We start from the raw sequence: 24,253 nt of genomic DNA on the forward strand, positions 1-24,253 counted from the left end.
GCCGCGGCGGGTGAACCGCCGTCCACCCTGGCGCGGGCGCGTGCCCGCCGCAAGGGTCGAGCCCTGACTTACTCGCCGGTACGCCCGGAATTCACGCTTTCGGGGGAAGCGGGGTCAAGGGCATGAAGAGACCTGAGTCACCGACGCTCCGGCGAGGGGGACGACCTTGCCGCCGGGCAGGAGGAGGCTCAGCGTCCCGTCGGAGTCCTGCAGTTGGCCGCAGTACGCCCCGCTCGGACCGGTGACCAGCGCGGACGAGTGCCGCGCGGCGAGCGCGCCGGTGACGATCAGGAACACCGAGATGCCGACGGCGAACAGGCCTGCGACGAGTGCGAAGCCGATGCCCCACCTGAGTTGCGTGCTCGCGGTTCTGGCGCGAGCGGTGCTCTTTTCGCTGAGCCATTCGCCGACGATCGGCTGGTTGAAGATCTTGGGAATGCCTTGGGCGGCGAGATTGGACAGCGCGAGCGCGGTCAGTCCGAAGACGCCCGCCAGGCCGTATGCGATCAGGGCCCCAAGCAACACGTAGCCGTGCACGGGGAGGTTGGCGAGCTGGCTCGGCCCGATCACGAATCCCACGGTGCCGTACAAGCCGAGGAACGCGGCGATCGAGGCCTGCCACTTGCCGGCGGACGACTGGATGGTGGCGAGCATGGTGTGCTGGGTGTCGAGCGCTTTGGCATCCCAGTACTTGATCTCGTCAGTGAAGGTCGTCTCAGTGAGAGTCGTCATCGCCGGTTCCCCTCTCGGCCGCGGACGTCTCGCCCGCACCTTCCTCGGCCACGGGCCCGGTTGTGGAAGGCTCAGTGGGCACAGGCTCGTCGGCCGCTGAGATGTCGGCCAAGGAGACTTTGGCCAGCGGGGCGATCATGGCCCAGCGCCCGCATCCCTTCTCGCCGGGCGGAGCTCCATGATTCTCACTGCACGCGCATTCCACGTAGGCGCGCGACGGCCCGGTGCCGGCGGCGTACGTGCTGAGGAACGGCAGTGTGCCCACCGTCGGTACGACCTTGTTGATTGCGTTCTTGTGGCTACACTCCGGGCAGTCGGCTTCCAGAACGATGATGTTGTACGCCGGATACGGCTGCCATGCAGCGTGCGCCAGAACATCCAGGAACTTCTTGCTCGGCGCGACCGAGTGCTCGTAAGGCGGTTGTTCCAGAGGGCGCGTGTCCGCAGGAGTCTGTGCCATATCAACCTTCGAATTGTCGGAGTGCGGGCGGCGGGTTAGGAAGCGGGGGCCGACCAGATCGGGTGTGGTACGCGGCCTGCTTTCGCGGCGGCCACTTCGGGTGCCGCGCGTGCCCACAGCAGATCTAGGGTGTCGCTCCCGGCCCGCATGCCTGGCAGATCGAGCCGTGCGGCCGTGGGGTTGCGGTCGTGCCGGGCGACGTAGAGGGTTTCGAGCAGTGCGCGGCGCTGCGTGAACGGTGGGTGGCTCAGGCTGACGGCGGGCGCCTTCGGTTGGTCCCCCGTCGTCGCGGAGATCACGAACGCCTCGTCGAAGATCTCGCAGGCCTTCATCGCCAGCATCGCCCCGAGCAGCCCCATGTTCGCCGGCAGCCGGTCCAGCGTCCGCGAACTGGCCACGACCGCCTGCACCGCGAAGGCGTCCGCGGCGAACTCCCGCCGCCACGCCTCGGAGCAGTCGCCGGGCACCGCCGCGTCGGGGGCGAGGACGTGCAGATGGTGGATGAGGGCGTGGCCGTATTCATGGGCGAGGATGAAGCGCTCGGCCCCGTTGATCAGGAGCGTGATCGGCGCGTGCACCTCTACCGGGGGCAGCCTGGAGTGGATCGCCCGCGGCCGGCCCTCGTACAGCCACGCCGTCAGGGTGTCGCGAAGCAGTTCGATCGGGTACGGATCGGTCGCGAGCGCGGCCTCGATGCGCTCCGGCAGCACCGAGACGCCCTGCGCGTAACCCGCCGCCGGATTCGTCGGCGGCCATGCGAGCGCCACGGCCTTCGCGCCCTGATAGAGGAACTCCATCATTCCCCCGGAGACGGCCACGACCACGCCGGCGGCGACCGGCTCGGAATACGCCTCGCTGCGCGGCTCCCCGGTCGTGCCGACGATGATCCGCTCGAGCACCTCGGCTGTGGCCTGCGTGCCGATGCCGCCGCGCACGGCCAGCTCCACGGACGCCGCCTGGCGGGCGAGCATGGCCATGAAGCGCGGATCCTCGTACGGGCCGGGATTGACCCGCTCGATGATCTCCCTGGTCAGCGACTGTCTCTCGCGCTCACGGGCGGAGTCGTAGCGCCACTTGCCGTCGATGATGTCGGGATCGATGCGCTTCATGCCCGCGACGCGCTCTTCCGCGCGGGCGAGCGCCGCGCCGCGTCCGTCCGCGACCGGTACGGCCCCCGCGAGGGCGCCCCACAGCGCCTGCTTGTCACGGAGCACCTGCCGTGCGAACGACAGGCCCGCGCCGACCTGCGCCGCTGCGCGCGCGCCGTCCGTTAGCCCACTCTCCATCGCGCCCTCCCTGGCGCGTGCCCGCACTCGAGCGAACACGTCCGCGCGACGGCCCTGCCCGCCGGGAGACGAGCATGAAGCCTTGCCGCTCGCGGGCCGCGTGACAGGGTCCGCGAAGCAGTCACCTCCAGCGTACGAATCATCCGTCGCTTCCGCAGGGCTTCACGCAAATGACGACGCCCCGCGCAGGCCGGTCGTCCCGGCGCGGACGGATGCACGCATGATCACGGTTCGGCACGGCGGCACAGATGCGACACTCCGGGCGGCGGCGAACGTACACATGATTCCGTGGTCGTAGGATCACCGTGCGTAGAGGCCGGTTCGGGCGGACCGCCGGGGCGAGGCAGGCAGCGAGCGAGGGGAGCGGGCGTGTCGCAGCAGCACCATCAGCCGGTCTGGGTTCCTGACGAGGTGGACATCGAAACGCCGTCCGCGGCGCGCATGTACGACTACTACCTCGGCGGGTCGCACAACTTCGCCGCCGATCGCGAGCTGGCGCGGCAGGCGATGCAGGCCTGGCCGGACGCGCGGGCGTTCGCCGTGGCGAATCGGGCGTTCCTGTACCGCGCGGTCAAGCTGCTGGCCGCGAGCGGGATCGATCAGTTCCTCGATCTGGGCTCCGGCATCCCGACCGCGGGCAACGTGCACGAGGTCGCATTCACCGCCAACCCGGACGCGCGCACCTTGTACGTCGACTGCGACCCGGTCGCCTACGCGCACGGCAGCACCCTGCTGTCCGACGTGCCGTATGCCCGGTTCCTGCACGCCGACCTGCGGGACCCCGAGAGCGTGCTCGGCAACGCGGAACTGACCGGGTTCCTCGACCTGCGCCGACCGGTCGCGGTGCTGCTATTCCTGGTGCTCCCATTCGTGCCGGAAGCCGACGACCCGGCCGGGATCATCTCCGCGTACCGGGAGGCGAGCGCCCCCGGCTCCTACATCGCGCTCAGCCACGGCACCGGCGACTACCGCCCGCAAACGGTCGCCCGGATCCGCGACGTATACAAGCACGCCAGCCACTCGATGACGCTGCGCAGCAAGCCAGAGATCGAGGCCCTGCTGAGCGGGTACGAGCTGCTGGAGCCGGGCGTCATCGACACGATCCTGTGGCGCCCGGACCGCGGGGCCGCCCCCGACCCGCTCGGCGGCGATGTGGCGCGGTACTCGATGTATGCGGCAGTGGGCCGCCGCGCCTAAGGCAGCGGAACCGCGGCACGTTCAGCGTCCGGCTTGGCTTCCGTGTAGACGCTGGAAGTCACCGTCGGCGGCGTGATCGCACTGCTGCTCGGCCTCGTCGCCCAGAGCCACGGGCCCGAAGGCGTGCTCGCCCTGCTCCGCCTGGCCCGATTCCCTCCGCGGCCGTGATCTTTCCTGCTGCCCGAGCCCTCCGGCGGCCGCGTGGCAGCCGTGACAGCGGAATGACAGATAAAGGGCAGGGCCTCGGGGGTGGCGTGGCAGCGCCGTGGCAGTGCTCTGGAAGGTGCGTGCGCCACCCTCGGCGTAACCAGCGCCGCGCCTGATCGGCGCAACGGGGGAAGGGATCTCGTGAACGTTCTGCGATCACGCATGGCCGCGGTACTCGTCGGCCTTGCCACCACCGCCAGCGTCGTCATGCCGGGCCGGGTCTCCGCAAATGCCACGGCGCCTCCAACCACCGCGCACGCCGCCGCATCGCCGCAAACTCCTGAGGCGGTGGCTAAGGCGACCGGAAAGCGGGTCCTGATACCGGCTCTGACCACCGCGAACAGCCAGACGTACGCGAACCCCAACGGCACGCGGACGCTCGAGGAAAGCCTCGTCCCGGCGCGGCAGCGCACTGCCACCGGCTGGGCGCCGATCAGCCCACCGGCACCCACCGCGCCCGCGGTCGACATTCCGCCACCGGGTGCGGGCCGCCTCGTGAAGCCCGGCACGAGTGCCCCCGGCGCCATGCGGCCCAACGCCTCCACCAATCCCGGCATGACGGGCTGGGCCGAGGCGTACGCGAACTTCCCCAACAACGCCTACTGGGGCGGCGACGGGACGGCGTGCCCGGGCACGGCACCGCAGCCCCTGTGCGCCAAGGTCGGCCTCGCCTATGACAGATCGGTGACGGTCCGCTCGTTCTTCCAGTTCGACGTGAGCGGCCTGGCCGGCAAGCACATCCAGAACGCCCAGGTCAACCTCCTCGAGGCGTACGCCCCGTCCTGCTCCGCGACCGGGATCGAGATCTACGAGACCGGTCCGGTGGGACCCGGCACGACCTGGAACGCCCAGCCGACCTGGGAGCGGTACATCGAGGCCGACGGCCACGCCTACGGCTACTCCGGTTCGTGCCCGAGGAACACGATCGGATTCGACGCCACGCAGGCCGTGATCGACGGGGCCGGCGGCTCGAACGTGGCGACCTTCGGGCTCAAGGGCGTGGGCAACGAGACGAACAACCTGTCCTGGCGGAAGTTCGCGCTCAGCCCGACCCCGTCCCTGATCGTGAACTACGACTCGCCGCCCGACGTGCCCGGCAGCCTGTCGCAGGGAATGCCGAACAGCGGCGGCACGATCCCGTGCGCCAACCATGCGAACGCTCCTTATGTGGCGACCGCGACGCCGTCGCTGCATGCCACGGTGACCGACGCAGACGCCGGATCGCTCGTGGCCGCGCATTTCCAGTGGTACGTGGCCGGCAACTTCAACGTGGTCGGCGAGGCGACGACCGCCTACTCCGGTTCCGGCGCGCCGTTCGGCGTGAACGTGCCACCGGGGGCGTTCAGTGACGGCACGGACATCGCCTGGCGGGTACAGGGTGTTGATTCCGCCGGAACGCAAGGAGCCTGGGCGCCGTGGTGTGAGATGTACGTCGACATCACGCCCCCGAACGCTCCGCCGACGGTGACTTCCAGCGTCTACTCGGAAGCCAAGCCTGGCAGTTCGACCGCGACGTTCAACGGCGGTGTGGGCCAGACTGCGCCCTTCACGTTCACCGCCGACGGGGTCCCGGACGTGACAGGGTTCGACTACTGTGAGGCGGCAGGCCAGTGCACGCCTACCACCTACGTCGCGGCCAATCAGCTCGGCGGCAGCGCGACGGTGAACATCTCGCCCGCCGCCTACGGTCCGAACGATCTCTACGTGGTCAGCGTCGACCGGGCCGGGAATCTGGGACCCGCATACCACAGTGACCAGGGCATCGACCCGACGCCGGTCGAGGGTTACCACTTCCTGGTCGCCCACGGCGCGCCGGCCGTCGGCGTCTGGCACATGGACGAATTCGGCACGATAGCCACGGTGCCCGACAGCTCCGGCAACGGCCACAACGGCACCACCACGGTGCCGACCAACGCCTATTGGCCGGCCGGGCGGATCGGCGAGTCGCTGCATCTGGTCGGTACGCCGGCTGCGGTGACTACGAACGGTCCGGTGGTGCACACCAATCAGTCGTTCAGCATCTCCGCGTGGGTGAACCTGGACAACACCAACACCGGCGCGAACACCATCATCAGCCAGGACGGCAACCAGGGCAGCGGCTTCTACCTTCAGTACCGCGCTGATTCAAATAAATGGGTGTTCATGATGCTCACCGCGGACGCCGCGAACACGACGAGCGACCTGGCAGTGGCGAACACACCGGTGCAGACAGGCGTGTGGACGCATCTGGTCGGCGAATACGACGCAGGTGCGGGCCTGTTGAAGATCTTCGTCAACGGCCATCTCGCCGGCACCGCGCCGCACACCGACGCGTGGGACGCGAGCGGGCCGTTCATGATCGGGCGGGCGAAGTGGAACGGCATCGACACCGACTACTTCCACGGCGCGATCGACGAGGTCCAAGCGTTCCAGCGGGTGCTGCCCGCGACGGCCAAGGCCGGCGACGGGGAGACCAACGTCCACGATCTGGCGACCGGCAATCCAGTGCTCCAGGCGTTCCTGCCGCTGAGCGACAGTTCGGGCACGGTCGCGCAGGATGAGTCAGGCTACTCCGACAACGGCACCCTCTCCGGTGGCGCGACGTGGACCCACGGCCACGCCAGCCTGAACGCGGTGCACTTCGACGAGTCCACCGGACAGATCGTCAGTGGGGCACCGGCGGTACGCGCCGACAACAGCTTCACCGTCAGCGCGGAGGTCAAGCTCGACCAACTCGACGGCAACTGGCAGACCCTGGTCAGCGAGGACGGCCAACACGCCAGCGTGTTCGCTCTGCAGGAATGCCCGGACCACGACCGCTGGTGCTTCAGCGTGGCACCCAGCGACGTTCCAAATCCCCAATGGCAGACGGTCTACTCGGCTTCGCTGCCGCAGGCTGGCGTGTGGACGCAACTGGTCGGGGTCTACGACGCCGCAGCCCAAACCGTCAGCATCTACGTCAACGGCGCGCTTGAGAACACCCAGGCGGTCACGAGCCCGCCGCAAGGCACCACGGGCAACCTCGTGATCGGCCGTGCCAGGCAGAACGATACCAACCTGGCCTATCTCGGCGGCGCGATCGACGACGTCCACGTCTACACGGGCATCCTCGCCGCCGACCAGATCTCCGCCGAGTACCAGCAGGAACTCGCCCACAACGTCCCGGCACCGGCCACCCCCTTCCCCGGGGCATTGACCTCCTGGTTCCAGGCCGGTGTCGGTCACGTCACGACATCGGGACCGGTGCCTCAGGGCTTTTACGCGGAGGGCCAGTTCGGCCTGCTCGCGCCTGCGGGTGCGCCCAACACGGCCACCCTCTACTCCTGCCATTACGTCAGTGGGCAGTTCGTCTCGCGTGACCCGAACTGCGAGAACACGGCGCAATCACCGACCCAGCTACTCGGGACGATCGGCTCCGTCTACACCACACAGCCCGCCAGCCCGCCGACGCGCCCCATCTATCGCTGTGTGCTGAGCACCAACGGCGACCACTTCGTGTCGACGGATTCCAAGTGCCTCAGCATCCCGAACACCACGAATGAGGGCTTGCTGGGCTACGTCGTGGCCTACGCCAACCTCAGCCGCTTCCTGAAGCCGGACGCGCCAGCGGATCACGCGATGTCCACCTCCACCCTCCTGGCCTCGCCAGGCGCGACGGTCATGTACGCGATCGGCTCCAACTACACGTACGAAGGGCCGCTCGGCCTGCTGGGCGAGGCCGGCGGCGACATCCCCGTCTACACGTGTTTGAACGGCGGTGACGAGTTCCTCGCGACCTCCAGCACCTGCGGAGGCGGGAACGCGCAGACGATCGCCTGGATCGGCAACCTCTGGTCCACGCCCCCGCAGGCCACTGCGACAGCCCAGCTGCTCGACTGCGCGATGGCCGACGGCAGCAACGAGCGGTTCGACTCCCTGGACCCGAGCTGCGAAGGGCAGACCGTCATCGGCCCGCTGGGTTACCTGGTCATCCAACCCTGAGTCCCTCCCGCGCGGCTCTGCCTTCCCGAGCGAATTCCGCATGGTCGCCATGACGGTACGCACGAGAGCCGCGCGGGAGGCCGTTCTTCAGCTTTCACTTCACGGAGGACTTCGTGTTCGCTCAACATAGATCAACGGGGCGGGTGAGCAGACTTACCGCCATCGTCACCGCGGCGGCGTTGGCGCCAGTCGTGGTGTCGGCCTCGGCGTCAGCGACGTCGCCCGGCGCGTTCACACCGCACAAACCGCAGGTAGAGCAGGCGGTAGCGGGCAGCCCGGTCGCAGTGCTCGCGCCGATGCCGGATCCGGCGTCGGCTCACGTCGGCATCGGGCCGGGCACCAACCCCCACGCGTGGCCGACTGCGGGCGCCGCGGACCTGACCGTCCGCACCGGTGCGGCGTCGGCGAATACGTCGACTGCGATGGTGCAGGCCGGGGGTCTGCCGGTGTCCGCGGCCGCGCCAACTCATGCGCCCGGACAGGCTACGACGAAGGCTGCGGCGAGCGTTCCCAGCCGTGTGCACATCGACGTGCTCGACCACACCACGGCCACGCGCGCAGGCGTGAACGGGGTCGTGCTGAAGGTGCACCGCAGCGACGGTGGCACGGCTTCGGCGCCGGTGACGCTGAATCTTGACTACTCAGGGTTCCGCGACGCGTACGGCGGCGGCTGGGCAGACCGGCTACAGCTGGTGCAGTTGCCGTCCTGTGCGCTGGCGACGCCGCGTCCCACCGGTTGTGCGCGGCCGACGGCGGTGGCGTCGACGAACGACACCGCCTCAGGACACTTAACCGCGCAGGTGCAGGCATCATCAGCGGACACCGTGTTCGCGCTCGCCGCCTCCACCGGGGGCGGCGGCGCAGGCGACTTCTCGGCCTCGACGTTGTCCACGGCCGGCAGTTGGTCAGCGGGAACGCAGAGCGGCGACTTCACCTACAGCTACCCGATGCGCGTTCCGTCAGTGCCCGGTGGCCTTGAGCCCGCCGTGACAGCCTCCTACGCCTCGGGCGCCACGGACGGCGAAAACTACGCGACGAACAACCAGCCGTCCTGGCTGGGGGAGGGATGGTCGCTGGGCGCGGGCGCCATCACCCGTGCCTACGAACCCTGCGCCACCGCGGGCGGAGGCCGTCCGAACACCAGCGATCTGTGCTTCGTCACCGACAACGCGACGCTGTCGCTCGGCGGGAAGACCAGCGAGCTGATCGCGGATGCGAACGGCAACTGGCACCCGCGCAGCGACGACGGCTCCCGGGTGCAGCGCCTGACCGAGCCCGCGAGTACGAACGGCTCGTCGACCGGCGAGTACTGGGTGGTCACCACGACTGACGGCACGCAGTACTACTTCGGCAAGGGCCAGGTCTCCGGCCAGTCGACCGGTTCGGCGTGGACGGTGCCGGTGTTCGGCAACGGACCCGGCCAGGGGGAGACCTGCCCGAACGGTGCCGCGTGGTGCAACCAGGTGTGGCAGTGGAACCTCGACTACGTCGTCGACCGCCACGGCGATTCGATGACGTATTTCTACACACCGGAGACCAACTCATACGGGTTGAACATGGGCGCGCAGACCGTCTCGTACGTCCGCGGCGGCACCATGACCCGCATCGAGTACGGCACCCGCGCGGGCCAGGAGTACGTCAACGGCGTGTCACAGGCCCCTGCCACGGTCTCCTTCGCCACCTGCGACCGCGACACCGGCTCCGGCTGCGACCAGACGCCGCTGTCCAGCGCCAACGCCGCGAATTTCCCGGACATGCCAGCCGACCAGATCTGCTCGGCGTCGTGTACCACGCAGGTCGCGCCGACATTCTGGTCGAGCCGGCGCCTGGGATCGGTCACCACGACGGTCAGCGGCGGCAACGTGGACAGCTGGAGCTTCGATCAGCTGTACCCGGATCCCGGCGACGGCACGCCGAAATCGTTGTGGCTGCACGGGATCACGCACACCGGCCTGGTCGGCGGCAGCGCCGCGGTGCCTGAGGTGACCTTCATCGGCGCGACCTTCGCCAACCTGGTCAGCAACCCGACCGATGGACTGCCGTTCCTGAACAAGTACCGGATCACCGGCGTCGACAACGAGTCCGGCGGCCAGACCGCCGTCACCTACGAGTCAAGCGACTGCAACTCCTCTGCTCTGCCGGCGCCGGATTCCAACACCCAGCGCTGTTTCCCGGTGTACTGGCAGCCGCCGAACCTCCCGGCGCGCACTTCATGGTTTGCCAAGTACGTCGTGACGCAGGTGACGAACACCGACCTGGTCGCCGGCAGTCCCATGCAGGTGGACGACTACGACTACCCCGACGGCGGCGCCGCCTGGGCGTTCGACGACAACCCGATGGTTCCGGCGGCGCACCGGAACTGGGACCAGTGGCGCGGATACGCGCAGGTGACCGTCCGCCACGGCGATCCGAACGACACCACTGACACCCAGTCGAAGACCGTGTACCGGTTCTTCCGCGGGCTCAACGGCGATCACCTGTCGAACGGCGGCACGCGCAGCGTGAGCTTCACCTATCCCTCGGGATTCGGCTCCACGCCCGCGAGCGTCCCGGACAACTTCCAGGACGCCGGCTTCCTCGGCGAGCAGATCACGTACAACGGCGTCGGCGGCGCGGTCGTCACCGACGAGGCGCGCACGCCGGTGCAGTACGGGCCGTTCGCCACCAGCGGCACACACCAGTCGTGGCTGATCGCGGTGGGCTCGGACGTGGTCAACACGGCGTTGTCCTCGGGCGGCTTCCGCACCACCGAGACCGACACGACCTACACCAACCAGGGCGAGCCGGTGCAGGTCAACGACCTGGGCGACATCTCCACGCCGACGGACGACCGCTGCACTACGACGACCTACGCGACGAATCAGCCCACGTGGGTGCTCGAACTGCCGGAGGAAGTGACCACGGTCGGCGTCGCCTGCGGTGCCACGCCATCGTTGCCCGCGCAGGCGATCTCGGACGTGCGTACCTCGTACGACGGCGGCGCCCCGGGAGCGGCACCCACGGCGGGTGACGCCACCAAGGTCGAAAAGGTCACCAGCTACACCAACGGAGCCCCGAACTACACCACCGAAGGCACGACAACCTTCGACCAGTACGGCCGCGCCCTCAGTGTCTCGGACGGCATGCAACCCCCGCGCGTGACGAAGACCACGTACACACCTCCGACCGGAATCCCGACCTCCAGCGCTGTCACCGACCCGGTCGGTTTCACGACCACGACGACGTTCAACCCGGCGTTGAATCAGCCGACGTCGATCGTCGACGCCAACAACCGCGAAACAGACCTCGCCTACGACCCCCTGGGCCGGTTGACCGGGGTGTGGAAGCCGGGACAGTCCGAGGCGTTCCAGGACCCGCCGACGATCAGCTACGCCTACGGGGTGCAGAACAACGCCCCCAACTGGGTCAGCACCTCGACGCTGGAGCCCAACGGCAATCACACCACGTCGTACACGATCTACGACGGCCTCCTGCGGGCCCGGCAGACGCAGTCCCCGGCGAAGGACGGCAGTGGCCAGCGAGTACTGTCCGACACCTTCTACAACTCGCGCGGGCTCGTCGTGAAGACCAACGGCCCGCACGTCGATCCGGCGGCGCCGGGCACCAGCCTGTCGATCGTCTCCGACGTCAACGCCGAGAACCAGACCCGCACCACGTACGACGGCGCCGAGCGGCCCACCATGTCAGCGTTCTACAGCAAGAACGTCGCGGAGTGGAACACCACGACCGTCTACGGCGGCGACCACACCGACGTCACCCCGCCCTCCGGTGGCGTACCGACGACCACATATGTCGACGCGCGTGGCAACACCACCGAGGTGCGGCGCTACACCGGCGGGTCGATCGGCGGCGCGTATCAGGACACCAAGGACACCTACACCCCGGCCGGACTGCTCGCGACGGTGACCGACAACGCCGAGAACCAGTGGGCGTACGGCTACGACGTCTCCGGCAACCGCACCAGCGTCAACGACCCCGACACCGGAGCATCCACCGCCACCTACGACACCGACAACGAGCAGATCAGCTCCACCGACGCGCAGAACAACACCCTGAGCTACACTTACGACGCGCTCGGCCGCAAGACCGCGCAGTATCAGGGCTCGCCGACCACCGGCACCAAGCTGATCGGCTACACCTACGACAGCCTGCCCGGCGGCAAAGACCTCCCGACCTCCACGACGCGCTACATCGGCTCCGCCGCCTACACCAGCGCAGTCACCGGCTACGACGCGACGACCGGGCGCCCGACGGGCACCAGCGTCACCATCCCGCCCCCCCAAGGCGCCCTGGCCGGCGCCTACAGCAGGACTATGACCTACAAGCTCGACGGCAGCCTCAGCTCCGTCGCCGAACCCGCCATCGGCAACCTGCCGGCCGAGACCGTCACCTACAACTACGACAACTTCGGCCAGCTCAGCACCCTCGGCGGCGCGTCAACCATCGTCTCCGCGGCGACCTACACCGCATTCGGCGAGCCCACCCAATACCGATTCGGTCCGAGCGGCGGCAGCAACGCCTGGCAGACCCTTTACTACGACGAGGCGACCCGCCGCCCGACCGGCGAAATCGTCGAACGCAACGTCGGCGTCGCAGAGGTCGACGACAACGACTACACCTACGACCCGGCAGGCAACGTCACATCCGCGACCGACACCATCCCGTCGACCACGCCCGGCGTCACCACACCAGTCACCGACACCCAGTGCTTCACGTACGACGGGCTCGACGAACTAACCCAGGCGTGGACCGACTCCGGCGGCGCGATCGCGACCGACCCCAGCGGCAACCCGGTCGGCGCCGGCACGCCCACGCCCTCCACAGGGCGCTGCAACAACACCACCCCGGCCACGGCAAACATAAGCGGACCAGCACCGTACTGGCAGACCTATGGCTACGACATGATCGGCAACCGCACGTCGACGACCAATCACGGCATCGGCGGCGCAGCCGACACCAACACCGTCAACCACTACGTCGCCCCCGGCAACGCCCAACCGCACACGCCACAGACGGCGACCATCACAAACGGCAGCAACACCGAAACAGCCAACTACGTCTACAACGCAGCCGGAGACACCACCACCCGCCCCGCACCGGACGGCTCGACCCAGTCCCTGACCTGGGACAGCGAGAACAACCTCGCCTCGGTCACCACCAACGGCAAAACGAGCAACTACATCTACGACACCAGCGGAAACCTCCTGATCTCCCAGGACTCCACCGGTGCCACGCTCTACCTGCCCAACGGCGAGATCCACGCCAGCACCACCGGCGCCACCGGCACGCGCTACTACAGCGCAGGCACAGCCGCCGGAGCCGCAACGCTCGCCGTGCGCACATCCAGCGGCCTGGAGTACCAGTTCGCCGACCCGCACGGAACCAGCACCCTGTCGATCGACGCGAGCACAATGGCCTCCACCCAGCGCCGCTACGACCCGTTCGGCAACCTACGGCAGACGCCGACCCCAACCGCGTGGCCCGACGACAAGGGCTTCGTCAACGGCGTCGTCGACTCCGCCGACGGCCTCGAAAGACTCGGCGCCCGCGACTACGACCCCACCACCGGAAGATTCGTCAGCGCGGACCCGCTCCTGAACCCGAGCGATCCGGCGCACCTCAACGCCTACACCTATGCCGAGAACAACCCCACCACGAACAGCGACCCCACCGGCCTCTACACCGTCGGCGTGGGCTGCCCCGACCGGGAATGTCTGCCGCCCAGCCAAGCCCCCAGCCTGACTGTCCCGCAGCCACCGCACATGGGTGACGGCAACCGTTTCCACTGTCCTGACGGCAGCTGCAACCCGAACTTCAATCTCGCGCCGGGCCTGTACCACCAGAACCCGCGGATGGGTGACGGTAACCGGTTCCATTGCCCCGACGGCAGCTGCAACCCCTACTTCACCCTCGCACCCGGACTGCGCCACGTGGCCGCCGCGCCGACGGCCCCGAAGCTTCCCGGCTGTTACGGCGTTCGCGCCCGCTTCGACGTCGGATGCGACCCCTACGCGCCCCCGCCACCGGATCCGGAAGGGCCGCTGCCGAGTTGGGTCACGGGCGCCGCGCACTTCGTCTGGAACCATGCTGGCGACATCACATTCGACGTGGCGGTGGCGTGCGTCATCACCGGAGGTACGGCATGTCTCGTCGCCACCGCCGGGCTGGCCGTCCTCTCGACCGTCAAGGACGCCGTCACCTGCGGTAAGACGGGAAGTTGCGGTGATCTCGGACTCGACATCGCCGGAGACGCCATCACCGTTGTCACCGGCGGGATGGGTGCCGTCGCCGGCAAGGCCCTAGAAGAGGGCGGCAAGGGCGCGGAGTACGCGTGGGAATTCGTCAATCGAGCAGGAGCCGCCTCGACCCTGCCCGCACAAGGAATGAACATGCACCTTGGCAGGGACGCCGTCTCAGTACCGGACCCGGGTCTCGGCGACACGCAGGTGATCGCTCCTGGCGCGCCGACGCTTCCCTGGCAGACACCGCAGAACAACGGCCCCATGTAAGACGGTTCATCCCCGAGTAACCGCACCCGTTCTGCGCCCGTCCCGCGCCGGAAGTCACTCTCCGGCGAAGGACGGGCGCATTTGCGTGGCGTACATCCAGCCGCAAGGCGGCGGACAAGAAGGCGAATACGGGGCGAATCCTTGCCGATCCGGCTTGTGCGGGGCGGTGGATGCCAGCAGGCTGCGACACGGGTCGGCCGTACCCACGGACCAGGGGGATGCATCCGATACATCTCGCGATGAGGTAGGAGAAACCCATGCGCAGGACAATCCTCGCTTCGGCCGCCGCGGGGCTGCTCGCGCTCGGCTGTGTCGCAGGGGTCAGCGGATCCCGGCAGACCGCCGTCGCCGCCACCGGCCCGTGCGGCACCGTGACCACCGCGCCGCACTACAGCCACGTCGTCTGGATCTGGATGGAGAACCACAGCTTCAGCGACATCATCGGCAACTCGCAGGCTCCGTACATCAACTCGCTTGCCGGCGAGTGCGGCCTGGCGACGAACTACCACAACCTGTCCCACCCGAGCCTGCCCAACTACGTCGGCGCTACCTCAGGGCTCGCGGTCAGCTCGCTGAGCCCCTTCGACAGTGACTGCAACCCGTCGAAGCGGTGCAGCACCTCGGCGGCGAGCATCTTCGGGCAGGGCGAGAGCTGGAAGGCGTACGAGGAGTCAATGCCGTCGAACTGCGACAAGTCGAACTCCGGCGAGTATGCGGTGCGGCACAACCCGCCGCCCTACTTCACCTCGCTGTCCGGGTGCTCGACCTTTGACGTCCCCTATACCCAGCTGGCCTCGGACCTGTCCGCGGGCACGCTGCCGGCTTTCTCGTTCGTCACCCCGAACCTGATCGACGACATGCACGACGGGACGATCGCGCAGGGTGACAGCTGGCTGTCGAGCAACCTGCCCAAGATCCTGAACAGCTCCGAGTACCAGAGCGGCACCACGGCCGTCTTCATCACCTGGGACGAGGGCAGCGGCGGCTCGACCGGCGAGAACTGCGCCTCCAACACCTCCGACAATAGCTGCAAGGTCGCCACGCTCGTGATCAGCCCGAGCACCGTCGCGGGCAGCACCTCGGCGACACTGTTCAACCATTACTCGCTGCTCGGGACCGCCGAGCAGCTCCTCGGGCTGCCCGCGCTCGGCCAGGCCTCTGCGTTCCCGACGATGACCTCGGCGTTCAACCTGTAGCCCCGCACGGATGCAGCTGCGGCCGCGGCCGGGAGCTGTCCCCGGGCGCGGCCCTCCGTGTTGTCGGCGAGGTCTGATTGACAAAGGCCTAAACCAGTCGCATGGTGACTCGACCAGCGCGTGGGCTCAGTCCGTCGCCCCGGCGGGTGCGGTGAAGGCGGATGCCAGCGGTCAGCCGCCGCTGGGGAGCTGGCCGGCCAGCCGTTGCAGCTCGCCGGTCAACAGGTTCGCCGCGGCGGGGGAAACCTGTCCCGCGTTGGCGTCGCGCGCGATCTGCTGCTCGATACCTGAGATGTCGGTGGAGACGACGTGCCACTGCTTCTTGGCCATGCCCGGGTTGGTCTGGCTGCGGGCGGAGGCGATCGCGTTCGCCAGATTCCCGAGCGCAGCCTGCAGATTCTGCCCGGCGCCCGGCTGCATGACGGTTGGACCCTGCGCGACTAGGGCCGAGATCTGGTTGGACATGCCCTGCACATAGCCGATCGGATCGGCGGCGGGATCCGGAAGCCCCGGAATGGCGCCCAGCGTCGGGCTCATGGTGGAACTCATCGTCGGGGACGGGCTGGGCGAGGCGGATGGCGACGACGTCGCTGACGCCGACGCTGATACTGACGCCGACACGCTGGGCAGCATCACATTGGGCATCGTCGACGTCGGGGAAGCACCGGCAGTGGCCCCGATCGTCGAGGTGAGAGGGAAGGGGCTGCGCGGCGCGGCGGATGAGCCGTCGTTCGCGTGGACCAAGCCCACGATGAGCACGATGATCAGGGCCAGCGCGCCGAGGAGCAGGCCAGCGGGCAATAGCCGCCGGTGGTCCAGCGCGGCCGGGCGGCCCGCGTGTTTCGTGCGGGAGCGTGGTGCGTCGTCGAGCGGCTCGTCCGCATCGGCGTCCGGGACGTCGCGGACCGCGGGCAGGGACTGGGTCGCCGCGGTCGATCCGTCGGGTTCGACTCCCTCGCGCGCGAACGGCGCGAACAGTTCGCTCGCCTCTTCGGCGAACGGGCGCTTGGTCGGGTTCTTCGCCATGCAGGAGAGGTAGAACTCGTTGATACCCGACGGTAGCCCGTCGATCTCCAGCCGCGGCGGCGTGGCGTGCAGATGGGAGCGGCTGACGACCGCGAAGTCGTTCTCCTGGAACGGCGGGCGCCCGGTCAGGCACCAGTACAAGACACAGCCGAGCGCGTACACGTCCGAGGCGGGCACCGCCCCGCGCCCGGTCAGCTGCTCGGGAGCCATACACACCGGCGTGCCGACGGCCAATCCGCCCGTCGGGCCACGATCCGCGGGACCCTGCGCGATGCCGAAGTCCAGCAGCTTGGCGCCCTTTGCGGTGAGGAAGACATTGCCGGGCGTGACATCGCGGTGCACGATCCCGACCTCGTGCGCGGCCGCCAGCGCGTCGGCCACCTGGCCGCACACCGACAGCGCCTCGGGCCACGGCAACGGCCCGGCCTCAAGCCTCGTGGCGAGGTTCTCACCCTCGAGCAGCTCGGTGACCAGCACCGACTGCAACCCGCCGTCAGCTGTCTCGGTCTCCAGGAGGTCGAACACGGCGACGATGCGCGGATGTGTCAGCGCGGCCAGCGCCTTCGCCTCGCGCCGCATCCGCTCGCGTTCGCGCTCGCCGTCCATGGCGGCGGCGGGCAGAGAGAGCAGCTTGAGCGCCACTTGACGACCCAGCGTCTCGTCGGTTGCCGCCCACACGGTGGCGCTGGACCCCGAACCGAGCGGATGCAGCAACCGGTACCGCTTGGCGATCATGCCTCCCGGCGCGTCTACCCTTACCGCCGCGTCACCACGCAAGCCGCCACCTCCGCCTTTGTCGCACGAGGACACCTGTCTCCGGCTGCGACCCGGGCCGGTGCTATCTCGCAAGGTCATTCGAGACATGCAGGGGAATAGGCGCCTGTAGGACGTCAGGCGTTACCGTTCGGCGCGCGCCCGGGCAGATCTGTGGGGCAATTCACATCGTCCGCGGGGCCGCAACCGGCCGTCAGAACCGCTGGACGGCCTGGACTGCTCGTGCGGCGCGCGACATCGCGGGCCTGGACATTCGGGGAGTTGGCAGAGCTGGTGCGGGAGTCCGGGTTCGCCGACGTGACGTGGCACCGCGTCGAGGAGGCGCACTTCTTCCACTCGGTGTTGACGGCACGGCCCGCGGTCTGACGGCGGAGACTGGCGCCGGACCGGGCGGTCTCACACCACTTAGGTGTTGCTGTTGCTTAGGTGTTGCTCCTCAGCCGGTCGGTGTCGACTCCGCCGGCGCGATCGGTTTCCAGGCCGGGTGCTTGGCGATGCGGTTGTCGCCCGAAGACGTGCCGTGCAGACGCCGGTTGATCCAGGGCAGCACGTGCTCGCGGTAGTAGCGGGCGTCGGTGAGGAAACCCCGGGTGCTCGCGGCAGCTGGGGTAGCTGCCTCCGGTAGTGGTCCGAAGCCGAGCGTGTGCAGGACCAGGTGGGCGACGCGTTGGTGGCCGCGGCTGTTGAGATGGAGCCGGTCCGAGGTCCAGTAGCCCGGGTCGCGGATCTCCTGGTCGCCGAAGACGTTCACCAGCGTGACGGAGTGCTTAACGCACAGGTCAGCCAGCCCTGCGGTCAGGTGAGCGGCGCGGCGGTGCACGAATCGTCCCAAGGGCAACTGCGCCGTCGGGTCCGCGCCGCTGAGCAGGACAATGCGCACGCCCGCCGCAACGCACCGGTGGATCGCGTGCTCGGTCAATTCCAGCAACCCGTCGAGGTGCACGCCCGGGCGCAGCATGTCGTTGCCGCCGCCGTTGAGAGTGAGCAGGTCGGGGGAGGGGTCCAGGGCCAGCGCGGCGTCGAGCTGGTCGGTGACGATGGGCCGCAGCAGTCGTCCGCGGATCGCCAGGTTGGCGTACTCGAGCGGCTCACCGCGTTCGGCCAGCGCCGCACTGAGCCCGGCGGCCACCAGATCCGCCCACCCCCGCATGCCGCCGTCGGGCAGCACATCACCGACCCCCTCGGTGAAACTGTCGCCGATCGCCACGTACCGCACGCCCGATCCTCCCTCGTCCCTCGCCGTTGCCGCTTCGAATTCTCCAATGAACCACCAGGCCCGGCCGAATCGCCTTTCGTTCACCGGGCGTCGACAGCGCCAGGACCAGGGACGACCGAGCGGAGACCAGGGACCTCCCGGGCGCGAACCCCCGGGAGTGCTTGCGAGAGTGCCCGTGTCGGCACGATCCGTGCCGTCCGCAGCGAGAACGAGGTGCCCCGGTCATGGATGTCAAGCTCGAAGTCGTCGTCGTGCCCGTCTCCGACGTCGACAGGGCCAAGCGGTTCTACAAGGCGCTGGGCTGGCGCGAGGACGCCGACGTCATCGCCGACGGTGGCTTCCGCGTCGTGCAGCTGACCCCGCCCGGTTCGCAGTGCTCGATCATCTTCGGCTCCGGAGTGAGCTCGGCCGCGCCCGGCTCCGTACAGGGCCTGCACCTGACCGTCCCCGACATCGAGGCGGCCCGCGCCGAGCTCGTCTGGCGCGGCGCCGACGTCAGCGAGGTCTTCCACGACGCCGGGGGCGTATTCCACCACGCCGGCACCGAGGCGCGGGTGTCCGGGCGCGCCGCGGGGCGCCGCAGCTACGGATCCTTCGCGTCGTTCAGCGATCCGGACGGGAACGGCTGGGTCCTCCAGGAGGTCACCACGCGGCTGCCGGGCCGGTGACGGGGGAAAACGGCACCGGACAAGGAGGAATGCGATGCATGCCGGCCCCGACCGGCGACGTTTTCTAGGCATCGCGGCGTTGTGGCCGAACTGGGTCAAGGCACTGATATCGGTGACCGGCTACCTGATCACCAACCTGGCCGCGAACCTCAAGCCGCTCCGCCGACGGCGGAGAACGCCTGGTGGTATCAGTACTACTTCAGCACCGATCGCGGCGTGGCCGGCCTGACCGAATTCCGGCACGACCTCGCCGAGTTCGTCTGGCGATTCAACTCGCCGACATGGCGCTTCTCCGAGGACACCTTCAACCGGACCGTGGCGGCGTTGACCCACGGACGGAGCACCGCACCTCGAAGAACGATCATCACATAGGCACCGCAAACGGTGTGGCCTCGACGTTTAGCCGGAGCCACACCGTTTGATCACACCGAGTCAGGCGCCTCCTTGCCCGGCTGCGCCCCGCGTGAAAAGATCCCGTGAGCAATTGGGGTGCTTACTGTGGGGACGGTAGCCGCGTGCGTGTTCAACCTGATGAGCTCGCGTGGGTCAGGTAGCTCCTGACGATGAGTGAGCCGCTGGGGCAGCCCGGCCGGACGATCGCGCTGGAGAACCGCCGCGACGAGCGCAGGGCGCTGGTCCGGCTTGTCAACACCCTGCGGGCCGGCGAGAGCCAGGCGTTGGTGCTGCGCGGCGACCCGGGCGTGGGCAAGACCGTGCTGCTCGACCACCTGGCCGAACTGGCCACGGGGTGCCGGGTCATGCGGGTGACCGGCGTGCAGTCGGAGATGGAGCTGGCGTTCGCCGGGCTGTATCAGCTGTGCGCGCCGATGCTGGACCGGTTGGACGGGCTCGCGGCGCCGCGGCGGGAGGCGCTGCGGGTTGCCTTCGGGCTGAGCGAAGGGCCAGTCCCGGACCGCTTCCTCATCGGGCTGGCCGTCCTCGGGCTGCTGTCCGAAGTGGCGACGGAGCGACCGCTGCTGAGCATCGTCGACGACCATCAGTGGCTTGACCAGGCCTCAGCACAGGCGCTGGGTTTCGCGGCGCGTCGGCTGCGGCTGCGGGTCGAGCCGGTGGGGCTGGTGTTCGGCACCCGCGTCGCCGACAAGGAACTCGAGGGCCTGCCCGAGCTCCTGGTGACCGGACTCCAAGACGCGGACGCGCGGGAATTATTGGACTCAGCGCTCAACGGACCGCTGGACTCCCGGGTCCGCGACCAGATCGTGGCCGAGACCCGCGGCAATCCGCTGGCCCTGCTCGAACTGCCGAAGGGTCTGACGCCCGCGCAACTGGCCGGCGGGTTCGGGCTGCCGGCGGCCACATCGCTGTCGGGCGTGATCGAGAAGAGCTTCCTGCGGCAGCTCGAGGGCCTGCCGCCGGAGACCCGGCGGCTGCTCCAACTGGCAGCGGCGGACCCGTCAGGTGACTCATCGCTGGTCCTGCGGGCGGCGGCGCGGCTGCACATCCCGTTGCACGCGGCGACCGCGGCCGCAGAGGCCGGCTTGGCGGACTTCGGCGCCCGGGTGCGGTTCCGGCACCCGCTGCTGCGGTCCGCGGCCTACCGGTCGGCCTCGGTTCACGACCGGCAGGCCGTCCACCTCGCGCTTGCCGAGGCCACGGACCCCGCAGCCGACCCCGACCGGCGGGCCTGGCACCGCGCCCAGGCCGCTTCCGGTCCGGACGAGGAGATCGCCGCCGACCTGGAGCGGTCCGCGGGCCGGGCCCGGGCGCGCGGCGGGTTCGCCGCAGCCGCGGCGTTCCTGCAGCGCGCGGCGCTGCTCAGCGTCGACCCGGTCCGACGCACCGAGCGGATCCTGGCGGCCGCGCAGTCCAATCTGGGGGCCGGCGCGTTCAGCACGGTCCTGGACCTGCTGGCGACCGCGGAGGCCGGGCCGCTCGACGAGCTCCAAAGTACCCGGGTGGACCTGCTGCGCGCGCAGGTCGCGTTCGCCTCCGGGCCGGGGAGCGCCGCGGCGCCGCTGCTGCTGAATTCGGCCAGACGCCTGGAGGCCCTCGACCGCGACCTGGCCTGCGAGACCTACATCACCGCGTGGGGGGCCGCGCACTTCGCGGGCCGTCTGGCGACCGGCGCGAGCTTGCAAGAGGTCTCACTCGCCGCCCGCCGCCTCGCGCCGCCCGTGGCGGGGGAGAGCAAGGCCGATCTGATCCTCGACGCACTCACGCTGCTGGTCACGGAAGGCCCGTCGGTCGCAGCGCCGGTGCTGCGGAAGGCGTACAGCACCCTGACGCCCGCGGACCTCACCCAGGAGGAGCTGCTGCGCTGGGGCTGGTTCATCCAGACGACCGCCACCCCGCTGTGGGAATTCGACGCCTGGCGGGAGGTGATCAGCGGGTCCGTCCAAGCGGCCCGCGACCTGGGCGCGCTCGACCAGCTGCCGATCCTGCTCAGCGCGCTGGGCACCGTCGACACGTGGGTCGGCGACTTCGAGGTGGCCGAGTCGCTGATCGCGGAGCACGACATGATCTGCGAGGCGACCGGCATCATCAGCGTGCACCCCATCACGATGCTGCTCGCGGCGGTGCGCGGCGACCGCGACGTCGCGCTCCCGCTGATCGAGGCCGGCGTCGAGGTCGCCCGGGCCGGCGGCCAGGGGATCGTTCTCGCCTACACGAACTGGGTGTCCGCGATCCTCCACCTCGGTCTCGGCCATTACGAGAGGGCGCTCGCGGAGGCTGTCGAGGCCAGCCTGGACACTCCCGGGCTGTTCGTCTCGCTGTGGGTCCTGCCCGAGCTGATCGAAGCGGCGGTGCGCACCGGCGATCCGCAGCGGGCCCACGAGGCGCTGGTCCGGCTGGCGGTCTCGACGCAGGCCGCCGGCAACGACGTCGGGCTCGGCCTCGAGGCCCGGGCGCGCGCCCTGCTCGCCGAGGGCGACGAGGCCGAGCGCTGGTATCGCGAGGCGATCGAACGGCTCGGCCGCACCGCGCTGCGCCCCGACCTCGCCCGCGCCCACCTCGTCTACGGCGAGTGGCTGCGTCGCGAGAACCGGCGCGTCGATGCCAGAGCCGAACTGCGCACCGCTCACGAGATGCTGGCCGCGCTGGGCTGCGCCGGGTTCGCCGAACGGGCCCGCCGCGAACTGCTGGCCACCGGCGAGCGAGTCCGTAAGCGCACGGTGGAGGCGGACATCACCCTCACCGCCCAGGAAGCGGCCATCGTCCGGCTCGCCCGTGAGGGGCGCACCAATCCGGAGATCGGCGCCCAGCTGTTCATCAGCGCACGTACCGTCGAATGGCACCTACGCAAGGTGTTTGGAAAGCTCGGCATCACCTCGCGCCGCGAGCTGAACGCCGCGCTCGGGCGGATCGGGTACACCGACCCGACGGCGTAGCGCGGAGGAATCAGGCACCAGGGCACGCGCCAGGGACGCTCCCTGGCGCCGCTGAACAGCCTGGCTGGAAATCGTTGACGCGGCTGGTCCCGCCGCACCGGGACCGGCACCAAGGGTGACGTCTGCAATCAAGCAGAGTCCGTTCCGCTCGATCTTCACCCAGGACATCGACCGGCGTCGCATCGTGCGAGGCTGGTTCCGTCGACTGATGAAAACGAATCCGGCTCCCGTTGGCCGATGAATATCGCGGGCATGAGCCGTCCAAGGTTGTGACGGAGCTTGGCTGATCACTGGAGGATTCGATGACCTTGTCCATTGACAGCACTTCCGGCGCTCTCGCCGTTCCCGGCGCGCGCTTGTACTACGAGCTGCGCGGGCGCGGGCCGCTGCTGGCGATCGTCGGCGCACCGATGCACTCGGCGCCGTTCGCGCCGCTGGCAGACCTGCTGGCCTCAGACCACACCGTGCTGACCATGGACCCGCGCGGCCACTACGGCAGCGCGATCGATGATCCGCAAGCCGACTCCACCCCGGAGTTGCGCGCCGACGACCTCGCACGCTTGATCCGCCATGTGGACGCCGGTCCCGCGACGGTGCTCGGCTCCTCCGGCGGCGCGGTGACAACCCTGGCGCTGCTCCAAGCGCACCCAGAGCTTGTGCAGATCGCCGTCGCCCACGAGCCGCCGCTCGGCCAGCTGCTCGAAGACCGAGAGCAGCAACTCGCGGCGAACGAGGACACGATCGCGACGTACGCGAACGGAGACACCATCGGCGCGGTGCGCAGCTTCCTGGCAGGCGCCGGTCTCGTGCTGCCCGAGGAGGTGTTCCGCAACATGTTCCTCCGCGAGAGGTCCCCGGAAGACGTTGCCAGCGAAAAGTACTTCTACCTGCACGAACTGCGCGGCACTGCCGGCTGGGTGCCCGACCTGGACGCGCTGCGCGCCGTGGCGGACAAGCTCGTCATCGGTATCGGCGAGACCTCGGCGGGGCAGTTCTGCGACCGCACCTCGCGCGCCCTGGCCGCCGAGCTGAAGATCGAACCCGCCGTGTTCCCGGGAAGCCACGGCGGATTCGTCGAAAACCCGGCCGCGTTCGCCGACCGTCTCCGCGAGGTCATCGCCGATCGGTAGCCCCTGGCACCCCAACCACGCCGTGCAGAGCTGAGGCTGGCTGACGGTTCATCGGATGTACCGCAGGCCCGGTCGGCTCCCGCCGGTCGCACAAATTCGGCCGGCGGTGCAGTCGATTCCACCTGAAGAGCGTCTGAAGAACCGTGATACTCAGCACTCCGCAGCCCTGGTCCCGCCGCCGTTTCCTGGGCGGGGCCGCGAGCCTGGCGACCCTGGGCTCCTCCGCCGCCGCGTGTCAGGGGGGCGACGCCTCGTCGTCGAACTCCCCGGCCGCGAACGCGGATCCGATCTCCGCGCAGAGCACCGCCGGTTCGCCGAGCGCGGTGGCCACGAGCGGCACGAGCGGCGTCGATGCCGAACTGATCAGCCAGCGCTACCAGGGGCTCAAGCCCTTCGCCGCACCGCCGGCCCCGCCCGCGGTCAAGCCGATCACCCTGAGCGCGGCGAACCCGCAGGTGTTCTCGCGCGTCCCGATCAGCGACAACGTCGTGTTCGTCACCATCGACGACGGCATCGAGAAGGACCCCGCCTTCATCCAGATG

Annotated in this window: 13 protein-coding genes and 1 pseudogene; 9 read left to right on the forward strand and 5 right to left on the reverse strand. The window is 69.2% G+C overall.

Annotated elements, in window-relative coordinates:
• Nucleotides 1-114: 114 nt before the first annotated feature.
• The 3 genes from VGZ32_RS22295 to VGZ32_RS22305 are packed head-to-tail and all read right to left on the reverse strand — an operon-like array spanning nucleotide 115 to nucleotide 2,478.
• The gene (locus tag VGZ32_RS22295) at nucleotides 115-732 is read right to left on the reverse strand and encodes a hypothetical protein (protein WP_326888096.1); all 618 of its coding nucleotides are present in this window, start codon (nucleotides 730-732) and stop codon (nucleotides 115-117) included.
• Nucleotides 716-1,192: a hypothetical protein gene (locus VGZ32_RS22300; protein WP_326888097.1), complete on the reverse strand. Its 477-nt coding sequence runs from the start codon at nucleotides 1,190-1,192 to the stop codon at nucleotides 716-718. Before VGZ32_RS22300 ends, VGZ32_RS22295 begins: the two co-directional genes overlap by 17 nt.
• A gap of 35 nt (nucleotides 1,193-1,227) precedes the next feature.
• Nucleotides 1,228-2,478 (reverse strand): hypothetical protein, encoded by a 1,251-nt coding sequence (locus VGZ32_RS22305; RefSeq protein WP_326888098.1) that lies wholly within the window; start codon nucleotides 2,476-2,478, stop codon nucleotides 1,228-1,230.
• Nucleotides 2,479-2,847: 369 nt separating this feature from the next.
• On the opposite strand from VGZ32_RS22305, the gene VGZ32_RS22310 reads away from it, so the two are divergent.
• The 4 genes from VGZ32_RS22310 (at nucleotide 2,848) to VGZ32_RS22325 (ending at nucleotide 15,547) form a co-directional block, all read left to right on the forward strand.
• Nucleotides 2,848-3,675 carry an SAM-dependent methyltransferase gene (locus tag VGZ32_RS22310; RefSeq protein WP_326888099.1) on the forward strand — a complete coding sequence of 276 codons (828 nt, stop codon included), beginning with the start codon at nucleotides 2,848-2,850 and terminating at the stop codon, nucleotides 3,673-3,675.
• A gap of 348 nt (nucleotides 3,676-4,023) precedes the next feature.
• On the forward strand, nucleotides 4,024-7,842 hold the full coding sequence (locus tag VGZ32_RS22315; RefSeq protein WP_326888100.1) for a LamG-like jellyroll fold domain-containing protein: 3,819 nt from the start codon (nucleotides 4,024-4,026) through the stop codon (nucleotides 7,840-7,842).
• A gap of 143 nt (nucleotides 7,843-7,985) precedes the next feature.
• Nucleotides 7,986-14,351, forward strand: a complete 6,366-nt coding sequence (locus VGZ32_RS22320) for an RHS repeat-associated core domain-containing protein (RefSeq protein WP_326888101.1) — start codon at nucleotides 7,986-7,988, stop codon at nucleotides 14,349-14,351.
• Between the two features lie 257 nt (nucleotides 14,352-14,608).
• Entirely contained in the window at nucleotides 14,609-15,547 is a 939-nt protein-coding gene (locus VGZ32_RS22325; protein WP_326888102.1) for an alkaline phosphatase family protein, read from the forward strand.
• 171 nt (nucleotides 15,548-15,718) lie between these two features.
• Here VGZ32_RS22325 and VGZ32_RS22330 read toward each other — a convergent pair whose 3' ends face one another.
• The gene (locus VGZ32_RS22330; protein ID WP_326888103.1) at nucleotides 15,719-17,308 is read right to left on the reverse strand and encodes a serine/threonine-protein kinase; all 1,590 of its coding nucleotides are present in this window, start codon (nucleotides 17,306-17,308) and stop codon (nucleotides 15,719-15,721) included.
• A 475-nt stretch (nucleotides 17,309-17,783) separates the two neighbouring features.
• Entirely contained in the window at nucleotides 17,784-18,563 is a 780-nt protein-coding gene (locus VGZ32_RS22335) for an SGNH/GDSL hydrolase family protein (RefSeq protein ID WP_326888104.1), read from the reverse strand.
• 224 nt (nucleotides 18,564-18,787) lie between these two features.
• Here VGZ32_RS22335 and VGZ32_RS22340 point away from each other — a divergent pair, with 224 nt between their 5' ends.
• The 5 genes and pseudogenes from VGZ32_RS22340 to VGZ32_RS22360 form a co-directional block, all read left to right on the forward strand.
• Entirely contained in the window at nucleotides 18,788-19,231 is a 444-nt protein-coding gene (locus VGZ32_RS22340) for a VOC family protein (protein WP_326888105.1), read from the forward strand.
• Nucleotides 19,232-19,265: 34 nt separating this feature from the next.
• Nucleotides 19,266-19,460, forward strand: coding sequence for a hypothetical protein (locus VGZ32_RS29130; protein WP_326888106.1), 195 nt, complete (start codon nucleotides 19,266-19,268; stop codon nucleotides 19,458-19,460).
• A gap of 334 nt (nucleotides 19,461-19,794) precedes the next feature.
• On the forward strand, nucleotides 19,795-22,581 hold the full coding sequence (locus VGZ32_RS22350) for a helix-turn-helix transcriptional regulator (RefSeq protein ID WP_326888107.1): 2,787 nt from the start codon (nucleotides 19,795-19,797) through the stop codon (nucleotides 22,579-22,581).
• A 302-nt stretch (nucleotides 22,582-22,883) separates the two neighbouring features.
• The gene (locus VGZ32_RS22355) at nucleotides 22,884-23,711 is read left to right on the forward strand and encodes an alpha/beta hydrolase (protein WP_326888108.1); all 828 of its coding nucleotides are present in this window, start codon (nucleotides 22,884-22,886) and stop codon (nucleotides 23,709-23,711) included.
• Nucleotides 23,712-23,854: 143 nt separating this feature from the next.
• Nucleotides 23,855-24,253 (forward strand): annotated as a pseudogene (locus VGZ32_RS22360) (hypothetical protein); the annotation flags it as partial.

It is taken from the genome of Actinocrinis sp. (assembly GCF_035938995.1).
Lineage (GTDB): Bacteria > Actinomycetota > Actinomycetes > Streptomycetales > Catenulisporaceae > DASZGI01.

Excerpts from the sequence above, each read along its gene's own strand:
- VGZ32_RS22295 (WP_326888096.1), bottom strand. The coding sequence starts at position 732 with ATGACGACTCTCACTGAGACGACCTTCACTGACGAGATCAAGTACTGG.
- VGZ32_RS22300 (WP_326888097.1), bottom strand. The coding sequence starts at position 1,192 with ATGGCACAGACTCCTGCGGACACGCGCCCTCTGGAACAACCGCCTTAC.
- VGZ32_RS22305 (WP_326888098.1), bottom strand. The coding sequence starts at position 2,478 with ATGGAGAGTGGGCTAACGGACGGCGCGCGCGCAGCGGCGCAGGTCGGC.
- VGZ32_RS22325 (WP_326888102.1), top strand. The coding sequence starts at position 14,609 with ATGCGCAGGACAATCCTCGCTTCGGCCGCCGCGGGGCTGCTCGCGCTC.
- VGZ32_RS22330 (WP_326888103.1), bottom strand. The coding sequence starts at position 17,308 with ATGATCGCCAAGCGGTACCGGTTGCTGCATCCGCTCGGTTCGGGGTCC.
- VGZ32_RS22340 (WP_326888105.1), top strand. The coding sequence starts at position 18,788 with ATGGATGTCAAGCTCGAAGTCGTCGTCGTGCCCGTCTCCGACGTCGAC.
- VGZ32_RS29130 (WP_326888106.1), top strand. The coding sequence starts at position 19,266 with ATGCATGCCGGCCCCGACCGGCGACGTTTTCTAGGCATCGCGGCGTTG.
- VGZ32_RS22350 (WP_326888107.1), top strand. The coding sequence starts at position 19,795 with ATGAGTGAGCCGCTGGGGCAGCCCGGCCGGACGATCGCGCTGGAGAAC.
- VGZ32_RS22355 (WP_326888108.1), top strand. The coding sequence starts at position 22,884 with ATGACCTTGTCCATTGACAGCACTTCCGGCGCTCTCGCCGTTCCCGGC.